General features: G+C 72.9%; 15 protein-coding genes and 2 pseudogenes. 9 read left to right on the top strand and 8 right to left on the bottom strand.

All coding sequences use genetic code 11. The features are described from left to right. Nucleotides 1-24 precede the first annotated feature (24 nt). The 3 genes and pseudogenes from Prum_RS40035 to Prum_RS40025 form a co-directional block, all read right to left on the bottom strand. On the bottom strand, nucleotides 25-1,272 hold the full coding sequence (locus Prum_RS40035; RefSeq protein WP_173082161.1) for an FtsX-like permease family protein: 1,248 nt from the start codon (nucleotides 1,270-1,272) through the stop codon (nucleotides 25-27). After that, a pseudogene (locus tag Prum_RS40030) lies at nucleotides 1,269-2,044 on the bottom strand (ABC transporter ATP-binding protein). Before Prum_RS40030 ends, Prum_RS40035 begins: the two are co-directional and overlap by 4 nt. After that, the gene (locus Prum_RS40025; protein ID WP_173082160.1) at nucleotides 2,044-2,565 is read right to left on the bottom strand and encodes a PadR family transcriptional regulator; all 522 of its coding nucleotides are present in this window, start codon (nucleotides 2,563-2,565) and stop codon (nucleotides 2,044-2,046) included. The pseudogene Prum_RS40030 and the gene Prum_RS40025 overlap by 1 nt, the downstream one beginning before the upstream one ends. Before the next feature lie 107 nt (nucleotides 2,566-2,672). Here Prum_RS40025 and Prum_RS40020 point away from each other — a divergent pair, with 107 nt between their 5' ends. The 7 genes from Prum_RS40020 to Prum_RS39990 all read left to right on the top strand — a co-directional run bounded on the left by Prum_RS40020 (nucleotide 2,673) and on the right by Prum_RS39990 (nucleotide 11,751). Beyond that, nucleotides 2,673-3,938, top strand: a complete 1,266-nt coding sequence (locus Prum_RS40020; protein ID WP_173084702.1) for a type I glutamate--ammonia ligase — start codon at nucleotides 2,673-2,675, stop codon at nucleotides 3,936-3,938. After that, on the top strand, nucleotides 3,928-5,031 hold the full coding sequence (locus tag Prum_RS40015; protein ID WP_173082159.1) for an amidohydrolase family protein: 1,104 nt from the start codon (nucleotides 3,928-3,930) through the stop codon (nucleotides 5,029-5,031). Before Prum_RS40020 ends, Prum_RS40015 begins: the two co-directional genes overlap by 11 nt. After that, the gene (locus tag Prum_RS40010; RefSeq protein WP_218577585.1) at nucleotides 5,032-6,207 is read left to right on the top strand and encodes a M20 metallopeptidase family protein; all 1,176 of its coding nucleotides are present in this window, start codon (nucleotides 5,032-5,034) and stop codon (nucleotides 6,205-6,207) included. It begins immediately after the preceding gene. Between the two features lie 16 nt (nucleotides 6,208-6,223). Continuing rightward, nucleotides 6,224-7,147: a MurR/RpiR family transcriptional regulator gene (locus Prum_RS40005; RefSeq protein WP_173082158.1), complete on the top strand. Its 924-nt coding sequence runs from the start codon at nucleotides 6,224-6,226 to the stop codon at nucleotides 7,145-7,147. 32 nt (nucleotides 7,148-7,179) lie between these two features. Continuing rightward, complete coding sequence (solA, locus tag Prum_RS40000; protein ID WP_173082157.1) at nucleotides 7,180-8,256, top strand: N-methyl-L-tryptophan oxidase; 1,077 nt, start codon at nucleotides 7,180-7,182, stop codon at nucleotides 8,254-8,256. Next, nucleotides 8,253-10,748: an aminopeptidase N gene (gene pepN / locus Prum_RS39995; RefSeq protein ID WP_173082156.1), complete on the top strand. Its 2,496-nt coding sequence runs from the start codon at nucleotides 8,253-8,255 to the stop codon at nucleotides 10,746-10,748. Before solA ends, pepN begins: the two co-directional genes overlap by 4 nt. Nucleotides 10,749-10,875: 127 nt before the next feature. Next, nucleotides 10,876-11,751, top strand: coding sequence for a proline iminopeptidase-family hydrolase (locus tag Prum_RS39990; protein ID WP_173082154.1), 876 nt, complete (start codon nucleotides 10,876-10,878; stop codon nucleotides 11,749-11,751). A gap of 81 nt (nucleotides 11,752-11,832) precedes the next feature. Here the strand turns inward: Prum_RS39990 and Prum_RS39985 are convergent, their stop codons facing one another. The 5 genes and pseudogenes from Prum_RS39985 to Prum_RS39965 form a co-directional block, all read right to left on the bottom strand. After that, nucleotides 11,833-13,002, bottom strand: coding sequence for an ABC transporter ATP-binding protein (locus Prum_RS39985; RefSeq protein WP_173082152.1), 1,170 nt, complete (start codon nucleotides 13,000-13,002; stop codon nucleotides 11,833-11,835). After that, nucleotides 12,999-14,078: an ABC transporter ATP-binding protein gene (locus tag Prum_RS39980; RefSeq protein ID WP_173082146.1), complete on the bottom strand. Its 1,080-nt coding sequence runs from the start codon at nucleotides 14,076-14,078 to the stop codon at nucleotides 12,999-13,001. The genes Prum_RS39985 and Prum_RS39980 overlap by 4 nt, the downstream gene beginning before the upstream one ends. Beyond that, nucleotides 14,068-15,044 (bottom strand): annotated as a pseudogene (locus Prum_RS39975) (ABC transporter permease). Before Prum_RS39975 ends, Prum_RS39980 begins: the two are co-directional and overlap by 11 nt. Before the next feature lie 41 nt (nucleotides 15,045-15,085). Then, nucleotides 15,086-16,849, bottom strand: a complete 1,764-nt coding sequence (locus tag Prum_RS39970; RefSeq protein ID WP_173082145.1) for an ABC transporter substrate-binding protein — start codon at nucleotides 16,847-16,849, stop codon at nucleotides 15,086-15,088. 34 nt (nucleotides 16,850-16,883) lie between these two features. Beyond that, on the bottom strand, nucleotides 16,884-17,795 hold the full coding sequence (locus Prum_RS39965; RefSeq protein ID WP_173082144.1) for an ABC transporter permease: 912 nt from the start codon (nucleotides 17,793-17,795) through the stop codon (nucleotides 16,884-16,886). A gap of 65 nt (nucleotides 17,796-17,860) precedes the next feature. On the opposite strand from Prum_RS39965, the gene Prum_RS39960 reads away from it, so the two are divergent. Together Prum_RS39960 and Prum_RS39955 are read left to right on the top strand one after the other, a co-directional pair. Next, the gene (locus tag Prum_RS39960) at nucleotides 17,861-19,468 is read left to right on the top strand and encodes an amidohydrolase (RefSeq protein ID WP_173082143.1); all 1,608 of its coding nucleotides are present in this window, start codon (nucleotides 17,861-17,863) and stop codon (nucleotides 19,466-19,468) included. Next, complete coding sequence (locus Prum_RS39955) at nucleotides 19,465-20,703, top strand: serine hydrolase domain-containing protein (RefSeq protein ID WP_173082142.1); 1,239 nt, start codon at nucleotides 19,465-19,467, stop codon at nucleotides 20,701-20,703. Before Prum_RS39960 ends, Prum_RS39955 begins: the two co-directional genes overlap by 4 nt.

Genomic DNA, 20,703 nt, shown 5'->3' with positions numbered 1-20,703 from the left:
TGCGGGCCGCGCCGGCCGGGTCGGTCAGCAGCCGGCGCCCGGCGAACTGGCTGGACAGGCCGGGACCCCAGCGGGCCAGCAGCGCCCCGGCCAGCCGGGACAGCGGTGCCGCGCCGATCGCGATGCCGACCAGGCACGCCGCGCCCCGGCGAAGAGCAGCGCCTTCGCGTGCCAGGCACCGGTCGGCAGGGCGCCCCGGTCGGCGTACGCGCCGGCCAGCGCCAGCAGCCCGAGGGCGAGCGGCGCCAGCCGCAGTGGGCCGGCCGCGGGCCGGCCGGCCTGGCGGCGCGCGGTCAGCGGCGTGGACACCGCGCGGCGCAGTGCGAGCACGCCGGCCGCGCCGGTCAGGACGGGCACCCCGAGCAGGACGGCGAGCATGACCGGCAGGGGTGGCGCGAGGTCGCCGGCGTAGAGGCCGTCCCGGATCGGCATGATCTCGGCCGCCGGCGCTCGCAGGAGGAGGAATACCGCGAGCCCGGCCAAGGCGCCGAGCACGCCGACCGCGGCGCCCTCGACGGCACCGAGCCGGCGCAGCTGGCGGGGCGTGGCACCGACCAGGCGCATGGCGCTGGCACGGCGCTCCCGGCTGGCGGCCGAGAGTCGGGTCGAGGTGCCGACCAGGACCAGCAGCGGGGTGATCAGGCCGACCGCGGCCAGGCCCAGGATGATCGGCAGCGCCTCCACCGGGTTTCGGGTGCTCCGCATGCCGGTGCCGTCGACGAACGCGCCCTGCGACGCGAGCAGGCCCCTGGCCGGCTTGGCGAACCCGGGCGCGTAGTCCTCCCGCGCGCCGACCCCGTCCAGCTCGCCCGCGGCGACGCCGGCCACCGCGTACAGCTCGTCGGGGCCGACCAGCCCGGCCCGCGTCACCTCGCCGAGCACCCTGCCGGGCAGCCGGGGCGCCAGCTCGTCGCCGTGCTCGCCGGCCAGGGCCCGGCTCAGGGCGGGCGAGACGTAGACCTCGCCGGCCCGCGGCGTGCGCGGCAGGCCGGGCGGCGGCGGCACGTCCGGCCCCACCAGCTCCACCAGGAGTACGCGGACCTGCCGCTCCCGCCACAGCCCGACCGACAGGCGGGTGCGCACCCCCTCGGACCCCGACAGGGACTCGACGTCGGCGCCCCGGCCGGCGGTCTTGGCGACGCGCTCCGCGGCGGCCGGCAGCGCGCCGGTCATGCCCATCAGGAGCGCGACCGCGACGGCCACCCCGCCGACCATCATGACCAGCCGCACCCGGTTGGCGCTGAACGTCAACCGCAGCCCGAGCCCGATCACAGGGCGGCCGGCGGGGCCGAGCTGGCTGGCTCGCTCCGCTCGCTTTGGCGCCGGTTGCCGGCAGATTCCGGGCTCGTCGCTCCGCGCCAAGCTCCGGAATCTGTCGGCCCCGGCGCCATGATGCGGCCGTCGTGCAGGACGACCTCGCGATCGGCGTACGCCGCGATGCGCGCCTCGTGGGTGACCAGCACGACGGAGGCCCCTGGGCGCGGGCGGCCCGCATCAGCTCGTCCATGACCAGCTCGCCGTTGAGGCTGTCCAGCGCGCCGGTCGGCTCGTCGGCGAACACGACGCGCGGCTCGCCGACCAGCGCGCGGGCGACGGCGACCCGCTGCCCCTGGCCGCCGGACATCTCGCCGGGGCGCTTGCCTGCCACGTCGGGGACGCCGAGCCGCGCCAACCACTCCCGGGCGCGGGCCTCCGCCGGCCGCTTCTTGGTGCCGGCCAGCCGCAGCGGCAGCGCGACGTTCTCCGCGGCGGTCAGCTCCGGCACGAGCGAGCCGAACTGGAACACGAACCCGAACTCGTCGCGGCGCAGCCGGCTGCGCGCCTCCTCGGACTGGGCGTCGAGGCGGGCGCCACGGTAGCGGACCTGGCCGCCGTCCGGACGCAGGATGCCGGCCAGGCAGTGCAGCAGCGTGGACTTGCCGGAGCCGGACTGGCCCAGCAGCGCCACCACCTCGCCGGCTTGGATCGTGATGTCGACGCCGGCCAGGGCCTGGGTCGGGCCGAACGCCAGCCGCAGGTCCTCGGCGTACAACAGGGGCTCGATCACGCTAACTCCAAGGCGAGACGGTCGAGGCGGGCGGCGGTGTGCTCCAGCCAGCGCAGGTCGGCTTCGAGGTGGAAGATGGTGAAGTCGCAGGCCAGCACGGTGGTCAGGTCGGCGCCGCTCTTGCGCCGGATCAGCTCGCGCATGCTGGCCACGTGCGCGGTCCGCTGGGCGTGCAGCACCCGGCCGGCCGGACGGCCGGAGCGCAGCGCGAGGATCAGCTTGGTGAAGACCACCGACTGCAGGTACGGCGTGTGCCCCTCCGGCTCGGCGAACCACCGCTCCAGCCGGGTCACCCCGTCCGGGGTGAGCGCGTACGTCGTGCGCTCCGGCCCGCCGACCTGCTCGACGGAGACGACGTGGATGGCGCCGTCCCGGCTCAGCCGGCCGAGCGTGGCGTACACCTGGGCCGGCTTGATCGGCCGGCGCTCGCCGAACGAGTGCTCGTAGTCCCGGCGCAGGTCGTAGCCGTGCCGTGGGGCGGCCTCCAGCAGCCCGAGCAGAGTCTCCGCGATTGTCACGCCCAAAGTAGTAACCGAGTTACTAGTGGCCTGTCAAGCCGCCTCGTGCGGATCAAGGGAAGAAATGATAGTTTCAGGTTCCACTTGAAACGGGAGATGTGAGCAGAATGCTTCAGGCCGCACGGACCGTATTCGTCGGCACCTGCGATCTGTCCGGCCAGTACCGTGGGCGGTCCGTCCCGTACTCCCGGCACCAGGCCGTGCTCGACCACGGCACCGGCTGGGTGCCCGCCAACCTGGCGCTGACTTGCTTCGGCCCGATCGCCGAACCCAACGGATTCGGCTCGGTGGGCGACCTGCGGCTGCTGCCCGACCCGGCCACCGGCGTGGAGATGGACGGCGTCCTGCTCTACCTGGCCAACCAGACCACTACCGACGGTGAGCCCTGGCACGCCTGCCCGCGTGCGATGCTGGTCCGGACGCTGGAACGGCTCCAGCGGGAGACGGGCCTGCGCGTGGTGGCCTCCTTCGAGCACGAGTTCACGCTGCGCGGGGCGGCGCCCACGAGCGCGATGACGTTCGGCCGGCTGCGCGCCGCCGGCGGGTTCGGCACCGCGCTGGTGGACCTGCTCGAAGGCGCCGGGCTGGAGCCGGAGAACTGGCTCCCCGAGTACGGCGACGACCAGTACGAGATCACCCTGCGGCCCGCGGACGGGCTGGTCGCCGCGGACCGGGCCGTGCTGCTGCGGGAACTGGTGCGCGACCTGGCCCGCCGGCACGGGTCGAGCGCGACCTTCGCTCCGCTGACCGATCCGGACGCGGTCGGCAACGGCGTACACGTGCACCTGTCGCTGCGCGACGCGGACGGCCGGGCGGCGCTGTACGACCCGGCGCGGCCGGGCCGGCTGTCGACGCTGGGCGCCCGGTTCTGCGCCGGGGTGCTGCGGCACGCGTCGGCGGTCGCGGCGGTGACCGCGGCGAGCCCGGTCTCGTTCCTGCGGCTGCGGCCACACCGGTGGAGCGCCGGCGGCGCGTTCCTTGGCGAGCGCAACCGCGAGGCGCTGCTGCGGATCAGCCCGACGGTGCAGATGGCCGGCGCCGACCCGGCGGCACAGTTCAATGTGGAGTACCGCGCGGCGGACGCCACCGCGAACCCGTGGCTGACCCTCGGCGCGGTGGTCGCCGCCGGGCTGCAGGGCATCCTCGACGGGTACGACGAGGCGCACGTCCATACCGGCGAGCCGACGGACGTTCCCCCGTTGCCCGGCAGTCTGGAGGACGCGCTCGACGCCCTCGCCGCCGACCCGGTGGCCGCGAGCTGGTTCGACCCGACCCTGCTGTCCACGTACGTGTCCGTCAAGCGGGCTGAGATCGCCGCGCTGGACGGGCTCAAGGACGCCGACCGCTGCCAGCGACTCGCCGATGTCTACTGAGGACCTGCCACCCGTGCCGCTGGTCGACCACCACGTGCACGGGGCGCTGCGGCGGGACCTGACGCGCGCCGAGTTCGAGTCGTCGATCACCGAGTCCGACCGGCCGGTGCCGGCGTGGATATCCACATTCGACTCCTCGCTCGGCTTCGCGGTACGCCGCTGGTGCGCCCCCGTCCTGGACCTGCCGCCGTACGCCGACCCTTCGGCCTATGTGGAACGCCGCCGGGAGTTGGGCGCCGCCGAGGTGAACCGGCGGTTCCTCGGTGGCGCCGGGGTGGCGCGCTTCCTCGTCGAGACCGGCTTTCGTGGCGAGGAGCTGCTCGACCCGGCGGGGATGGCCGCCGCCGCACGAGCAAAGGCCGACGAGGTGGTCCGGCTGGAAACGGTGGCGGAGGAGCTGGCCGGCGTCGCCGCCGCGGACTTCGCCCCCCGGTACGCCGAGCGCCTCGCCGAACGGGCCGGCACGGCCGTGGGACTCAAGACGGTCGTCGCGTACCGGCACGGGCTGGACTTCGACCCGGCCCGGCCGAGCGCCCGCGAGGTCACCGCGGCGGCCGGGGACTGGCTGCGCGCGGGCGGCGGCCGGCTGACCGACCCGGTGCTGCTGCGGCACGTCATCTGGGCCGGCGTCGACAGTAGACTGCCGCTGCAGGTGCACACCGGTTTCGGCGACCCGGACCTGCGCCTGCACCGGGCCGATCCCCTGTTGCTGACCGGCTTCCTGGAGCAGGTCGAGCCGACCGGAGTGCCGGTGTTGCTGCTGCACTGCTACCCCTACCACCGGCAGGCGGCGTACCTGGCGCACGCGTACCCGCACGTCCACTTCGACGTGGGCCTGGCGCTGAACTACGTGGGCGCGGCCGCCTCGACCGTGCTCGCCGAGGCGCTGGAGCTGGCCCCGTACGCCAAGGTGCTCTACTCCTCCGACGCCTGGGGCCCGGCCGAGCTGCACTACCTCGGCGCGCTGCTGTGGCGCCGGGCGATGTCGGCCGTGGCGCGGGCCTGGGCGTGGCCGGCCGGCGAGGCGGCCAGGGTGGCGGAAATGATGGGGTCCGGCAACGCCCGCCGCGTCTACCGCCTCCGGGAGTCCTAGGTGAGTGTCGACGCGCGGCCCGACATCGAGTTCGCCGCCTTGCATGCCGCCCTCCGCGCGGAGCTGCCCGCCGCGCGCCGGCTGCGCCGCCGGATCCACGCCGACCCCCGCCTCGCCGCGGACGAACAGTCCACTCTGGACCTGGTGCTGGGGCAGCTGCCCGGCCCGGCCCAGCCGGTGGCGCAGACCGGCGCGCTGGTGCGCATGGGCCGGCCGGGCCCCGCCGTCGCGGTACGCGCCGAACTCGACGCCCTGCCGCTGGTCGAGGAGACCGGGGTCGCGTGGGCCTCGGTCAACGGCGCGATGCACGCCTGCGGCCACGACGTACACCTGGCCGCGCTCGTCGCCCTCACCCGGGCGGTGGCCCAGGTCGACGGCGCGGTCCCGCTCGTCGCGGTGTTCCAGCCGCGGGAGGAGACGTACCCGTCCGGGGCCCGGGACATCGTCGAGTCCGACGCGCTCGACCGGGAGGGCGTCGCCGCGGTGGTCGGCGCGCACGTGCAGCCGGTGCTGGCCGGCGGCCAGATCGCCTGTACGCCGGGGGCGGTGAACGCGGCCGCGGACGAGTTCGTGGTGAGCATGCACGGGCGGGCGGGCCATGCCGCGTACCCCCATCTGAACCGCGACGCGGTGCTGGCGCTCGCGCAGTGCGTGGTGAGCCTGCAGCAGCTGATCAGCCGGGACACCGACCCGATGGTGCCGGCGGTGCTCACGGTCGGTGCGATCGCCGGCGGCGAGGCGGCCAACGCGACCCCGGGCGTGGCCACCGCGCGCGGCATCATCCGGTCCATGTCGGAGGCACACCGCCGCACGCTGCACGAGCGGCTGCACACGGTGGTGGCCGGGGTGGCCCAGGTCCACGACTGCACCGCGACCGTGGAGATCATCAGCGGCGAACCGGTGCTGCACAACGACCCGGGGCTCGCGGCGGCCACGTCCGTCCTGCTCGCCGCGGCCGGCTACGAGGTGGTTGACTCGCTGCGTTCGTGCGGCGCCGACGACTTCGCGTACTACGCCGCCCGGTACCCGTCGCTCATGCTCTTCGTCGGCCTGGGCGACGGCCGGGGCCCGGCCCTACATCACCCTGCGTTCCTGCCCGACGACGGCGCCGTCGACCGGGTGGCCGAGGTGATGCTGGCCGGATACCTCGCCGCTACCCGCATCGGAGTTTACTGAAGGTAAGGTTCCGCCCATGGCCGAGGCAGGCAAGGCGTCGCACGGCACCCGCCCGACGGTGGGGGTGACCGTGCAGCGGCGCGTGCAGGACCGGATGGACGAGCTGAGCGCGGGCGAGCGCAAGGTCGCGCGTACCCTCCTGGCCACCTATCCCGCCGCGGGCCTGGAGTCCGCGGCGGACCTGGCCAAACGCTCGAAGGTCAGCACCCCGACGGTGCTGCGCTTCGTGACCCGGCTGGGCTACCAGGGCTACCCCGACTTCCAGCGCGTGCTGATCCGCGAGGTGCACGAGCGGATGGGCTCGCCGCTGGCCCAGTACGACGAGCAGGAGGCGCGCCGCGGCGGGCAGCAGTTCCTGCCGTACGTCTCGTCGACGTTCGTGACCACGGTCAAGGAGACGTTCGACAACGTGCCGCGGCACGACTTCCTGCGCGCGGTCGAGCTGCTGGCCGACAGCCGGCGCCAGATCAGGCTGCTCGGCGGGCGGTTCAGCCACGTGCTCGCCGAGTACCTCGCCGCGCACCTGCACATCATGCGCAACGACGTGGTGTGCCTGACCGGGGGCGACATGGCGCGGGCCGGCGCGCTGCTCGACGCGTCCCGACGGGACGTGTTCGTGATCTTCGACTTCCGCCGCTACCAGCGCACCACCATCGAACTGGCCACCGCCGCCGCCACGGCCGGAGCCTCGGTGGTGCTGCTGACCGACCAGTTCCTGTCCCCCATCGCCGACATCGCCGAGGCGGTGCTGCCGGCCCGGGTCGACGCGCCGAGCCCGTTCGACAGCCTGGTGCCCGCGATGGCGCTGGTGGAGAGCCTGGTCGCGGGCGTCAGCGAGAAGCGCGGCGAGGAGACACGCAAGCGGGTGCGGCGGCTGGAGGAGCTACGGATGGACGCAGGCTGGACCCCGGAAGCCGACGAGTCAATCATTTCACCTTGAGGTCTTGATGTGCTGTCTGTAGCGTTTGATACATGCAGGACGTGATCGTGGTCGGCGGCGGCGCCATGGGCTCGGCGACCGCCTGGGCCCTCGCCACGGCCGGCCGCGACGTGCACCTGCTCGAACGCTTCGAGCCTGGGCACGACCGCGGCGGCTCGCACGGCGCCACCCGGATCTTCCGGCTGGTCTACGCCGAGCCCGACTATGTGACGCTCGCCCAGCGCGCCCTGCGCCTCTGGCGCGACCTGGAGGAGGAGTCCGGCACCCCGCTGCTGACCACCACCGGCGGGATCGACCACGGCCCGGCGGCACTCGGTGTGGCCGACGTCCTGACCGCGCACGGCGTGCCGTTCACGGTCCTCGACGCCGCCTCGGCCAGCCGGCGGTGGCCCGGGATGGCCTTCGACTCCCCCGTCCTGCACCAGCCGGACGGCGGGCGCCTGCTGGCCGACGCGGCCATCCAGGTCCTCCAGCGGCTGGCGACCTCCACGGGCGCGCTGATCGAGCACGGCCGCCAGGTCACCGGCATCGCCGTCCGTGGCGACGACGACGTCGAGGTGCGCACAGCCGAAGGCATGCTGCGCGCGCGGCACGTGGTGGTGGCCGCCGGCGGGTGGGCACCCGGGCTGCTGCGCGGCATCGCCGACCTGCCGCCGCTGCGCGTGACGCAGGAGGAGCCGGCGCACTTCCAGGCCCTCGACGGCGACGCCACCTGGCCGAGCTTCATCCATTGGCGCCCCGACCACGACGCGTACGGGCTGCTCACGCCCGGCGAGGGCGTGAAGGTGGGCTTCCACGGCACCGGGCCGGTCGTCGACCCGGACCGCCGCGACTACACCCCGACCGAGGAGGGCAGCCGCATGCTGCGCGACTACGTCCGCCGGTGGCTGCCCGGGCTCGACCCGGACACCGCCACACCGATCAGCTGCCTGTACGACAACACGGCCAGCTCCGACTTCGTCCTCGACCGCGTCGGGCCGGTCACCGTGACCACCGGGTTCTCCGGGCACGGCTTCAAGTTCGTACCGGCGATCGGGCGGATCGTCGCGGACCTCGTGACCGGTGCGGCGCCCGCCCCGGCCCGCTTCTCGCTGGCGGCCCACGCGTGACGACCTGGCTGACCCGCACCGAGGCCCAGCAGCGCGCCGCGCTGCTGCGCGACATTTCCTATGACATCGCGCTCGTCGTGGACAGCGCCGCGGACACCTTCCGCTCCCGCACCACCATCACCTTCGCGTGTACGACTACCGGCGCGCACTCCTTTGTGGACGTTGCCCCGTCGGCGCCGCGGGTGGCGACGCTGAACGGGCGGCCGCTCTCGTTGACCGGCACCCGGCTCGAACTGCCCGACCTCGCCGCGCACAACGAGCTCGTCGTCGAGGGCGACTTCGCGTACAGCACGTCCGGCGAAGGGCTGCACCGCTTCGTGGACCCGGTGGACGGCGCCGTCTACCTGTACTCGATGACGTTCCTGGCCGAGGCCAAGCGGATGTTCGCCTGCTTCGACCAGCCCGACCTCAAGGCGCCGTTCACGTTCCACGTCACCGCCCCGGCGGACTGGGTGGTCGTGTCCAACGGCCCGGTCGCGTCACGGGACGGCGACACCGTCCACTTCGCACCGACCAAGCCGATCCCGACGTACGTCACCGCGGTGGTCGCCGGGCCGTACCACCGGGTCACCGACACCGTCGCCGGTCCGGACGGGCCGATCGAGCTGGGCCTGTACTGCCGAGCCTCGCTGGCCCAGTACCTCGACGCGGACGACCTCTTCGCGGTCACCAAGGCCGGATTCGACTTCTTCCACTCCGCGTTCGACTACCCGTACCCGTTCGGCAAGTACGACCAGGTCTTCGCGCCCGAGTTCTACGCCGGCGGGATGGAGAACGCCGGCGTGGTGGTCTACCGGGACGAGTTCGTGTACCGCTCCCGGGTCACCGGCAGCGAACGCTTCGAGCGGGCCGAGACGCTCGTGCACGAGCTGTCGCACATGTGGTTCGGCAACCTGGTCACCACCCGCTGGTGGGACGACACGTGGCTCAACGAGGCGTTCGCCACGTTCGCCGCCCACCTGTCGCTGGCCGAGGCCACCAGCTTCACCGAGTCGTGGACCGTGTTCGCCCAGCAGACCAAGGCGTACGCGTACGAGCAGGACCAACTGCCCACCACCCACCCCATCTCGGCGGACGTCCCGGACCAGCAGGCCGCCCTGCTCAACTTCGACGGCATCACGTACAACAAGGGCGCGTCCGTGCTCCGGCAGCTCGTCGCGTACGTCGGCCGGGACGCCTTCCTGACCGCTCTGCGCGCCTACTTCCGCCGCCACGAGTACGGCAACACGTCGCTTGCCGACCTGCTGGCGGCCCTGGAGGAGGCCAGCGGCCGGGACCTGCGCGCCTGGTCCGCCCAGTGGCTGGAGACGTCCCAGGTCAACACGGTCCGTCCGGCGTTCACAGTGGACTCCTCCGGCGCGTTCACCGCGTTCGCGGTTTCGCAGGATGCTCCGCCCGGGCACCCCACCCTTCGCCCGCACCGCCTCGCCATCGGCCTGTACAGCGGGACTCCCCTGCGCCGCGTGCATCGCGTCGAGGTGGACGTCACCGGGGCCCGGACCGAGGTGCCCGCGCTGGTCGGCGTCGCCCAGCCCGACCTCGTGCTGGTCAACGACGACGACCTGACGTACGCCAAGGTGCGCTTCGACCCCGCGTCCCTGGAGGTGCTGCGCGGCCGCATCCCGGACCTCGCCGACACACTGCCGCGCGCGCTGTGCTGGGCCGCGGCGTGGGACATGACCCGCGACGGCCAGCTGCCCGCCCGCGAGTACGTCGACCTGGTGCTCGCCGGCATCGACGCGGAGACCGAGTTCACCGTCTTCCACGCCCTGCTGTCGAATGTGGACACCGCCCTGCGCCAGTACGTGGCGGACCCGGACCCCGGCTGGACCGCGCTGGCCGCCAAGGCATGGTCCGCGCTGGAGACCGCCGAGCCCGCCAGCGACCGGCAACTCGCCTGGCTCGGCGCGTTCACCCGGTCCGCCGGCGGCACCGACCACGCCGGCCAGCTGCGCGCCCTCTACGACGGCGACGTCAAGGTGGAAGGGCTGGCACTGGACCTGGACGCGCGCTGGCGGATCCTGCAGGGCCTCGTCCCGTACGGCGCGGCCGGCGACGAGGACATCGCCGCCGAGCTGGCACGGGACCCGAACTCCTCCGCCGAGCTGCACGCCGCCACCACCCGCGCGCTGCGCCCGCAGGCCGACGCGAAGGAACGCACCTGGACCCTGCTGACCGGCGGCAGCCCGCTCAGCGGCCAGTCCCGGGCGGCGTACGCCGAGGGCTTCTGGCACCGCGCCTCGTCGCTGACGGCGTACGTGCCGCGCTATTTCGCCGCGCTGGACAGCATCTGGCGCCGGCACGACGCGGGGCTGGTCGCCAAGGAGCTGACCTCCGGTCTCTTCCCCGCCGTGGTCGCACCGTCCACCCTGGAGGCCGCCGACGTGTGGCTGGCCCGGGACGACACTCCCCCGGCCCAGGGCCGGCTGGTGCTGGAGAAGCGCGACGAGATCGCTCGGGCGCTGCGCAACCGCTCCGCCGACGCCAGGTGAGCTCGCCCGGCGGCGCGGCGATGTCTTACCGGCGGCGTCACGGACCCGCGCCACCCCCGGACCTCGTCGCCGCTGGTAAGTCATCGCCTTCGGGCGCCGCCGGGCGAGCTCACCAAGGAGGCAGAGCATGACCACCGTCGCCTATCGGGGCCACGAGACCTGGTACCGGGTCATCGGGGACGGCCCACGGGCGCCCGTCGTCATCCTGCACGGCGGGCCGGGCGCCGGCCACGACTACTGCGTACCGATGGGCGCACTCGCCGGCGACGGCCGCGCGGTCGTGCTCTACGACCAGCTCGGCTGCGGCAACAGCACCCACCTGCCGGACGCCGACCCCGGCTTCTGGACCGTCGAGCTGTGGGTCGAGGAACTCGCCAACCTGGTGCGTACGCTCGGCATCGCGGACCGCTTCCACCTGCTCGGCCAGTCGTGGGGCGGGATGCTCGCCGCGGAGTACGCGCTGGCGCACCCGGACGGCCTGCTGTCGGTGTCCATCTGCGACAGTCCCGCCGCCAACGAGCTGTGGCGCGCGGCCGCCCACCGGCTGCGCGCCGCCCTCCCTCCCGACGTGCTCTCCGCGCTGGAGCGCCACGAGGCCGCCGGCACCCTCGACGCCGAGGAATACCAGGCCGCGGTGCGCGTCTACGAGCAGCGCCACGTGTGCCGGCTCGATCCCATGCCGGCTCCGCTCGCGGCGACGTACGCCCAGATGGCCGCCGACCCGACCGTCTACCACACCACGAACGGCCCGCACGAGTTCTCCGCCACCGGCACGTTCCGCGACTGGACGATCGTGGACCGGCTGCCCGGCATCACGGCACCGACACTGGTGGTGGCCGGCGCGTACGACGAGGCGGCGCCGGAGGTATGGGCCCCGTTCGTCGAACGCATCCCGGACGTACGCTCGCACGTCTTCCCGAACTCCAGCCACCTGCCGCATCTTGAGGAGCCGGACGCGTTCCTGGCGGTGGTAGGCGCCTTCCTCCGCGCCCACGACGCCTGACCACCACGCCTGACCTCGGCCGCACGACCTACGCCGCCCACCGCGCTTGGCCGCGTGAGCCGGGCCACTGGGCCGCGTCGATCAAGGACTTGCGCGTCGATCAAGGGCATATGGTCGTGGATCTGAGATCGAAGCACGACCGTTTGCCCTTGATCGACGGGGAAGTCCTTGATCGACGCGGCCCAGCGGCGGGCGACGCGCGGGGCAGGCGGGCGCGGGCGACGCGCGGGCGGGGCGCGGGGGGCCGGGGGCGGGCGGGGGCGGGGGCGAGGGGTTAGGCGGGGGTGGGATCGGGGTGGGGGTGGGGGTTGGGAAGTGGCAGGCTACGCCGTCGGTCAGGTGCGGGGTGTCGGTGGCGCAGCGGGCGCGTTGGGTGTCGTCCAGCGCGTCCCGGTAGCGGGGGCAGCGGCCGCGGAAGGAGCAGCCCACCGCCGCCTCGCCGGCCTTCGGCGGGTCGCCGCGCAGCAGGATGCGGTCGGGGCGGTCGCGCCGGGTGGGGTCCGGCACCGGTACGGCGGACAGCAGGGCCTGCGTGTACGGGTGCTGCGGCGAGGCGTACAGGGTGTCGCAGTCGGCGACCTCGACGATCCGGCCCAGGTACATCACCGCGACCCGGTCGCAGATGTGCCGCACCACCGCCATGTCGTGGGCCACGAAGACGTAGGCCAGGCCGTACTCGTCCTGCAGGTCGTCGAGGAGGTTGACGACCTGCGCCTGGACCGAGGCGTCCAATGCGGACACCGGCTCGTCGCACACGACCAGCTTCGGGCGTAACGCGATCGCGCGGGCGATCCCGAGGCGCTGCCGCTGGCCGCCGGAGAACTCGTGCGGGTAGCGGTTCTCGTGCTCGGGGTTCAGGCCGACCCGCGCCATCAGGTCGCGCACCTCGGCCCGGACGCCGTGCGCCGGGCGTACTTTCTGGATGCGGAACGGTGCCGCGAGGATGGCGCCGGCGGTGTGCCGCGGGTTCAGCGAGGCGTACGGGTCCTGGAAGATCATCTGTAGGTCGCGGCGCAGCGGCCGCAGCTTGCGCTCCGGCCATCGGCCGATCTCGTGGCCGTCGAAATGAACGCTCCCGGATGTTGGATCCATGAGCCGGGTGACGAGTCGCGCGGTGGTGGACTTGCCGCACCCCGACTCGCCGACCAGTCCGAGCGTCTCGCCGGCGCGGACGGAGAAGGAGACGCCGTCGACGGCGCGTACGGGGCCGAAGTGCTTGCGCACGTCGGTGACCGTGAGCAGGTCGGTCATGAGGTCACCGCCAGGTGGCAGCGCGCCGTGTGCCCGTCCCCGACCGGCACCAGTTCCGGCCGCTCGGTGTCGCAGCGGCCGTCGGGGACCTCGCCACGGTGCGTGCAGCGGGGCGCGAAGGCGCAGCCGTCCGGCAGCGCGAGCAGCGAGGGCGGCTGGCCGCCGATGGGCACCAGCCGCTCCCGCCGGTCCCGGTCGATGCGTGGCATGGACTCCAACAACCCCCACGTGTACGGCGCCCGCGGCCGGCTGAACACGTCCGTCACCGACCCTTGTTCGACGCACTGGCCGGCGTACATGACGACCACCGAGTCGCAGGTTTCGGCGACCACGCCCAGGTCATGGGTGACCAGCAGGATCGTGGATCCGAAATCCCGGCGCAGGTCCTTGACCAGTTCGAGGATCTGCGCCTGCACGGTGACGTCGAGGGCGGTGGTCGGCTCGTCGGCGATGAGCAGCTTCGGCGTGTTCACCAGCGCCATCGCGATCATCACGCGCTGCCGCATCCCGCCGGAGAACTGGTGCGGGAACGCGTCGTAGCGGCGGTCGGGCTCCGGGATGCCGACCCGGTCGAGCAGTTCCACGGCGCGCGCCCGCGCGGCCCGGCGGCCGACCCGGTTGTGCGCCCGGTACGCCTCGCTGATCTGCCGTCCGACCGTGTAGTACGGGTGCAGCGCGGAGAGCGGGTCCTGGAAGACCATCGCCAGCTCGGCACCGCGCAGCCGGCGCAGCTGCGGCTCGGGCGCGGCGACCAGGTCCCGGCCGCCGTACCAGATCTCGCCGGAGACCCTCGGCCCTGCTGGCTGGCTCGCTTCGGCCCCGACGGCCGGCTGCGTCCGTCCTCGTCGCTGCGCTCCTCGAAACGGACGCAGCCGGCCGCGGGCCGGACCGGTGCGGACCAGCCCGAGGATCGCCTGGCTGGTCACCGACTTGCCGGAGCCGGACTCGCCGACGATGCCGACGATCTCGCCGGGCGCGACGTCGAAGGACAGCCCGTCGACGGCGCGGACCAGGCCGTCGTCGGTCGGGAAGTGCACGCGCAGGTCGCGTACGCGCAGCAGCGGCTCATCGGGCATGGCGCACCCGTGGATCCAGGATCCCGTACAGCAGATCCACGATGACGTTGGCGAGCACGATCAACAACGCGGACACGATCGTGACCCCCATGATCACCGGTAGGTCCTGTTTGGTGATGGCGGCGTAGGCCAGCCGGCCCATGCCGGGGAAGCTGAACAGCGTCTCGATGAGCACCGCGCCGCCGAGCAGCGCGCCGATGTCCAGCCCCACGAGGGTGACCAGCGGGGCAGGGCGGCGCGCAGCCCGTGCCGGCCGATCACCACGCGCGGGGCCAGGCCCTTGGCCCAGGCGGTCCGCACGTAGTCCTCGCCCATGGTCTCCAGCATGGTGGCGCGGGTCAGCCGGGCGTACAGGGCGGCGAAGAGCAGTGCCAGGCAGATCCACGGAGGGATCATGTTGACGAACCAGCCCACCGGGTCGTCGGTGAACGCGACGTAGTTGATCCCGTCCGGGTACCACCGCAGCCAGGCCGGCCCCGAGGTGAGCAGGTAGATCAGCAGCATGCCGGTGAAGAACTCCGGCACCGAGACGCCGACGAGCGCGACCGTGGTGGCGAGCCGGTCGAAGACCGAGCCGCGGCGTACGGCCGACAGCACGCCGGATGCGACGCCGAACAGCAGCCACAGCACGGCCGCGCCGACGGTGAGCCCCAGCGTCACCGGGAACGCCTCGCCAATCATCTCCAGCACCGGCCGGTTCTGCCGGAAGGAGTAGCCGAGGCAGGGCGCGGCGCAGTGCACCTCGGTGGCGCCGTCGCTGAGGTCGCGCCCGGCGACGATGCCGGACATGAACGTCCAGTACTGCTCGGGCAGCGGGCGGTCGAAGCCGAACTTCTGCGCGACCGCCGCCGCCTGCGCCTCGCTGGTGTTCTTACCGGTGTAGAAGAACGCGAGGTTGGCCCCCGTGAGCCGGGGCGCGAGCTGGAAGATGGCGAACGTGACCACGCTGATCACGAACACCACCATCAGCGCGCCGGCAAGCCGCCCGAGCAAGTACCGGACCATCGTCACTTTCCGTCGCTGACCCCGAGGTTGACCAGGTCGTACCCGCCGGCGTCGGCGCGTAGGTCCACATTGGTCACCCGCGGGTTCCGGTAGAGCAGGGCCTTCTGGTAGAAGTACGGCAGGTAGAGCGCGCGCTCCATGGTCTGCTTGTCCAGCTCCTTGAAGATCTGCGCCTGCTCGGCCAGCGGTGCGGTGGCCGAGCGCTTGATGAGTCCATTGAGGACCTCGTCGTTGACGCTGACGTAGTTGGTGGTGCCCTCCGCCTGGATCCGGGCCCCGTCGACCAGCAGGCTCAGGAAGCCGTTGCCGCTGGGGTAGTCCGGCGCCCAACCGATCGACGCGATGCCGAGCTGCTGCTCCTTGACGGTGGCGGGCGCGCCGATGTAGTTGCCGTAGTACACGCTCTCGTCCTGCTGCTTGCCGGTCACCGTGATGCCGACCCGCTTGAGCGCCGCCTGGACGCTGGCGAAGATCTGCGGGTCCTGGCCCGAGTTGGTGTACGCCATGACCGTGCTGAACCCGTCCGGCTTGCCGCACTCGGCCAGCTCCTGCTTGGCCTTGTCCACGTCACCGGTCCAGTCCGCGCCCGACGGGTACGCGTTGGCGTTCGCGTCGTGCCCCGGCACCGCGGGCGGCAGCAGCGTCGCCGCGTAGCTGCCGCCGTACGTCCCGCCCGACTGCACGAGCAGGTCGCGCTTGTCCAGGGCGTACGCGATGGCCCGCCGGCAGTGCACGTTGTCCAGCGACGGCGCCGTCGGGAAGATCGCGAAGAGCCCGACGAAGCCGCTGACCGGGTTGTCGGCGTTGGCCTTCAGCGCCGGGCTGCCCAGGATCTCGGACTGGAACGTCGGCTGCACGCCACCCCCGGCGGCCAGGTCCAGCGAGCCGTTCTTCAGCCGGGCGTCCAGGTCGTCGGGGTTGCTGAGCAGGGTCAGGGTGACCTTGTCCACCTTGGGGTGGCGCACCTCGTCGGTGTCCTGGCTCCAATGTGGATTGCGTTTCCAGGCCACGCTCTGCCCCGGCGTGTACGACTCGAAGACGAACGGCCCGGAGGCGACCACCGATTTCGTGTACGACGCGCCCTTGTCCTGCGCGCGCGGCACCGGGGCGGTCGCCGGGAGCGCCATCAGGTAGTCGAAGTCCGCGAACGAACCGGTCAGGCGGAACACGATCGTCTGCGCGTCCGGCGTCTCGATCCGCTCCAGCCCACCCTTCTTGTCCTTGTACGGCCCCTCGTACTCCGGCGTCCCCTCGTCGTCGCAGGTGTCCAGCAGGCACAGGAAGTAGCCGGCCGGCCCGCCGGAGATGACGTCGGTGGCCCACATCCGCTCGAAGCCGTACTTGATGTCGGCGCTGGTGATCGCCGCCCCGGTGGAGAACTTCAGCCCCGAGCGCAGCTTGTACGTCCACACGGTCTTGTCGGCGTTCGACTGGCCCAGCGCGGTGGCCAGGTCGGGCACCAGCTCGCCGGATTTCATGGTGCGGGCCTGGTCGCCGTACCCGGGCGAGGCGACCAGCGTGCGGGTCATCAGCCGCTGCAGGTTCCAGCAGTACCCGTTGTAGGTGGCGGCCGGATCCCAGGAGTCGCAGTCCGCCGTGCCGCCGAGCCGCAGCGTGCCGCCGGTCTTGTCGGAGGCGTTGACCACGCCGGTACGGGCCGCGTCGAAGCCGCCCGAGCCGTCGCCGCCCTCCTTCTTCTCCGCGGTTCCGGAACAGCCGGCCAGCATGACGGTGGCCAGCACGCCGGCCGATATCGAACGTCTCATCTGCGCCTCAATCAGAATCAGTGTCAAATTAGGGTTAATGTGACCGCGGGTCGAACGCGTCGCGAAGCCCGTCGCCGAGCAGGTTGAACGCCAGCACCGTGAGGACCACGACGAGGCCGGGAAAGAGCATGTAGGCCGGGTCGACCGTGAACACGTGCGAGGCCGAGCCGAGCAGTTGGCCCCACGAGGTCTCCGGCGGCTGGACACCGACGCCGAGGAACGAGAGCGCCGCCTCGGCGAGGATGCGCGTCGGGATGGTCAGCGCGGACACCACCAGGATCGGCGAGAGCAGGTTCGGCAGGATCTCGGCGAACAGGATGCGCCGGTTGGAGGCGCCCAGCGCGCGGGCCGCCTCGACGAACTCGCGCTGCCGCAGCGAGATGACCTGCCCGCGGATCAGCCGGCCCACGTACGGGAATCCGAAGAACCCGATGACCAGGATCAGCACCGCGACGCGCAGGCCGTTGCCGGACAGGAAGAACAGGCTGTCGACGCCGCCGAGCACGACCAGCAGAGCGATCGAGAAGAGCAGGACCGGGAACGCGAGCAGCACGTCCATGATGCGCGAGAGCAGGCTGTCGACCGCGCCGGGGAAGTAGCCGGCGACCAGCCCGAACCCGACGCCGAGCAGCATCGACAGCGCGGTCGCACCCAGCGCGATGAGCAGCGAGGTGCGCGAGCCGTACAGCAGCAGGGCGAGCACGTCCCGGCCGGTCTTGGGCTCGACGCCGAGCGGATGGTCGGCGCTGATGCCGCCGAAGGCGCCCTCCGGGAACCCGACGTTGTCGATGCTGAGCAGCTCGATGTGGCGTTCGGTGTCGATGCCGAGCAGCCCGCAGACCGCCGGCGCCCCGATCGAGAGCAGCGTGACGACGGCGAGGACGATGGCGCTCGCCAGCGCGGTCCGGTCGCGGCGCAGGCGCCGCCAGGAGGGGGATGCCGTCACTTCCCAAGTAATGTCACATACAGATCATGGTGTCAACGCTGATTCTGTAACGTATAGTTCTTCCCGTGCTCGACCTCCGGCTACAGAACGCGAACGTCCTCACCATGGATCCGGCCCGGCCCACCGCCACGGCGGTGGGGGTCTGGGCCGGGCGGATCATCGGCCTCGACGACCAGATCGCCGGCCTCCCGGCCCGGCGGACCATCGACCTGGGCGGCGCGACTCTACTGCCCGGCCTCGTCGACTCGCACACCCACCTGATCGCCGAGGGCTTCGCCCAGGGAGCCGTCGACGTCTCGGCCGGCACCACCGTCGAGGCCGTCCTGGACACGATCGCCGCGGCCGCCGCGGCTGCGGACGCCGGCGCCTGGATCGACGTCGTCGGGTACGACCAGCGCCGGATCGGCCGCCACCTGACCCGCGCCGAGTTGGACCGCGCCGGCGGCGGGCGCCGGGTGATCGTCGACCACATATCCGGGCACGCGGCCGTGGTCAGCTCGGCCGTCCTGGCGGGCTTCCCCGCCACCCACCCCGACCTCGACGGCGTCGCTCGGGGCGACGCTGGCGAGCCGACCGGAGTGCTGTACGAGCGGGCCACCGGGCTCGCCCGCGGACTCCGGTTACCCCTGTCCACCGGGGAACTGGTGGACGCCCTGGGGCACGCAGCCCAGACCTGCGTGTCCCAGGGTCTCACCGGCGCGGTGGAGGCCGGCGTCGGCGCGCTCGGGATCGGCTTCAGCCCGGCCGAGGTCGCCGCGTACCAGACCGCCCGCGCCGCCGGCCGGCTGCCGATCCGGGTACAGCTCATGGTCTCCGCCGACGCCCTGCACCCGCTGGCCGCGCACCGCGACGACCCCATCCGGCAGGGCATCGACCTCGGGCTGCGCTCCGGATTCGGGGACGACCACCTCGGCCTCGGCGCCGTGAAGATCTTCACCGACGGCGGCGTGATGGTGCGGACCGCCGCGCTGACCGCGCCGTTCGAGGGCACCGACAACGTCGGCGTGCTGGCCCAGCCCGCCGAGGAGATCCGCGCGGTCGTCCTGGACGCGCACGCCGCCGGCTGGCAGGTCGGCATCCACGCCATCGGCGACCGGGCGATCGACCTGGCCCTGGACGCGATCGAGGCGGCCCAGCGGGCGTACCCGCGGCCGGATCCGCGGCACCGGATCGAGCACTGCGGCATCACCCGCGACGACCAGCTCGACCGGATCGCGGCGCTCGGCGTCATCGCGTCCATCCAACCGTGCTTCCTCGTCGACAACGCCGAGGACTACGCGGCCGTGCTGGGCCCTGCGCGGATGCACTGGCAGTACCGCGGGAAGTCCTTTGTGGACCGCGGGATCGGCATCGCGGGCGGCTCGGACCGCCCGCTCGGCGCCGGCTCCCCGCTCGTGGGCATCCAGTTCATGGTCGAGCGGACCTCGCTGCGCGGCACGGTCACCGGCCCGGACGAAGGGCTCTCCGTCGAGCAGGCCATCGCCGCGTACACCAGCGGCGCCGCTTACGCGGCGCACCGCGAGCGCGACTTCGGCACGGTCAGCGCCCGCAAGCACGCCGACTTCACCGTGCTGTCCGACGACCCACGCCGGGTCGACCCCAGCCGGATCGCCAAGCTCGACGTGGTCGCGACGATCGTCGGCGGCAGCATCGTGTACGGCGACCTGGCGTGAACGACGTATTGGAACGGCTCGTCGCCGGCGCCGTCGCCGACCCGGGCGGGCCGGGGTGCGTCGTCGGGCTCGTCCGGCCCGGCGAGCCGCTGGTGACCGCGCGGCGCGGGCTGGCCAACCTCGAGCACCGGGTGCCGATCACCGACGACACGGTGTTTCACGTCGCCTCGGTGTCCAAGCAGTTCACCGCGTACGCCGTGGCGGCGCTGGCCCAGGACGGCAAGCTCGGCATGGACGACCCGGTGGCCGCCCACCTGCCGTGGTTTCCGTTCCCGGACATCACGCTCGACCACCTCGTCCGGCACACCAGCGGGCTGCGCGACCAGTGGGAGATGGTCGAGGCGGCCGGCCGCCGGATGGAAGACGTCATCACCACCGCCGACGTCGTCCGGATGGTCGCCGCGCAGCGCACCCTCAACTTCTCCCCCGGCGACCGCTACGCGTACTGCAACACGGGGTACACACTGCTCGGCCTGGTCGTCGAGGCGGTGTCCGGGCAGCCGCTGCGCGAGTTCTGCGCGGAACGCGTCTTCGAGCCGCTGCGGATGACCCGCACCCGCTTCGTCGACGACCACCAGGAGGTGGTCGAGGACCGTGCCGACTCGTACGCCACCCGCCCCGCGGGCGGCTACCGGCGGATCGCGCTGTCGTACGCCACCGCCGGTGCCACCAGCCTCAACACCACCGTGGGCGACCTGGCTCGGTGGGCGGCGCACACGATGACCCCGCCGATGCGGGCGCTGCGCGAGACGGGTGCGGGGTACGGGCTGGGCGTCCACGTGGACACCACGGGGGTGTGGCACGCGGGCGCCGACGCCGGCTTCCGCAGCCACTTCCTGGTGCTGCCGGACGCCGGGGTCGCCGGGATCGTGCTGGCCAACCACGCCGGCGTCGACACGGAACGGCTGTGCGCCGCGGCCGTCGGCATCCCCGAGCCGGCGCCCAAGCCCGCCCCGACCGCGAGTGTCGGCACCGCCGATCGGGTGGCGCCAGCGGCGTACCCCGGAATCTTTTATTGCGACGAGGCGGATGCGCACGTGCGGCTGGTCGACCACGACGGCGCCCTGTGTCTGGCCCGGCCGACGCTGGCGGCGACGCCGCTGCGGCCGGTGGGGCCCGAGACGTTCGAGGTCGACGTGGCCGGCGACGAGCGGGTCACCCTGGTGCTCGGCGCGGATCACCTGCTGTACAGCACCGACGGTGCCCGAAACCTCCGCTTCGACCGGATCCGGTGA

Source organism: Phytohabitans rumicis (assembly GCF_011764445.1).
In the GTDB taxonomy this organism is placed as follows: domain Bacteria; phylum Actinomycetota; class Actinomycetes; order Mycobacteriales; family Micromonosporaceae; genus Phytohabitans; species Phytohabitans rumicis.
The sequence above is the reverse complement of the archived record's forward strand: the minus strand, read 5'-3'. Positions and strand labels throughout refer to the sequence as shown.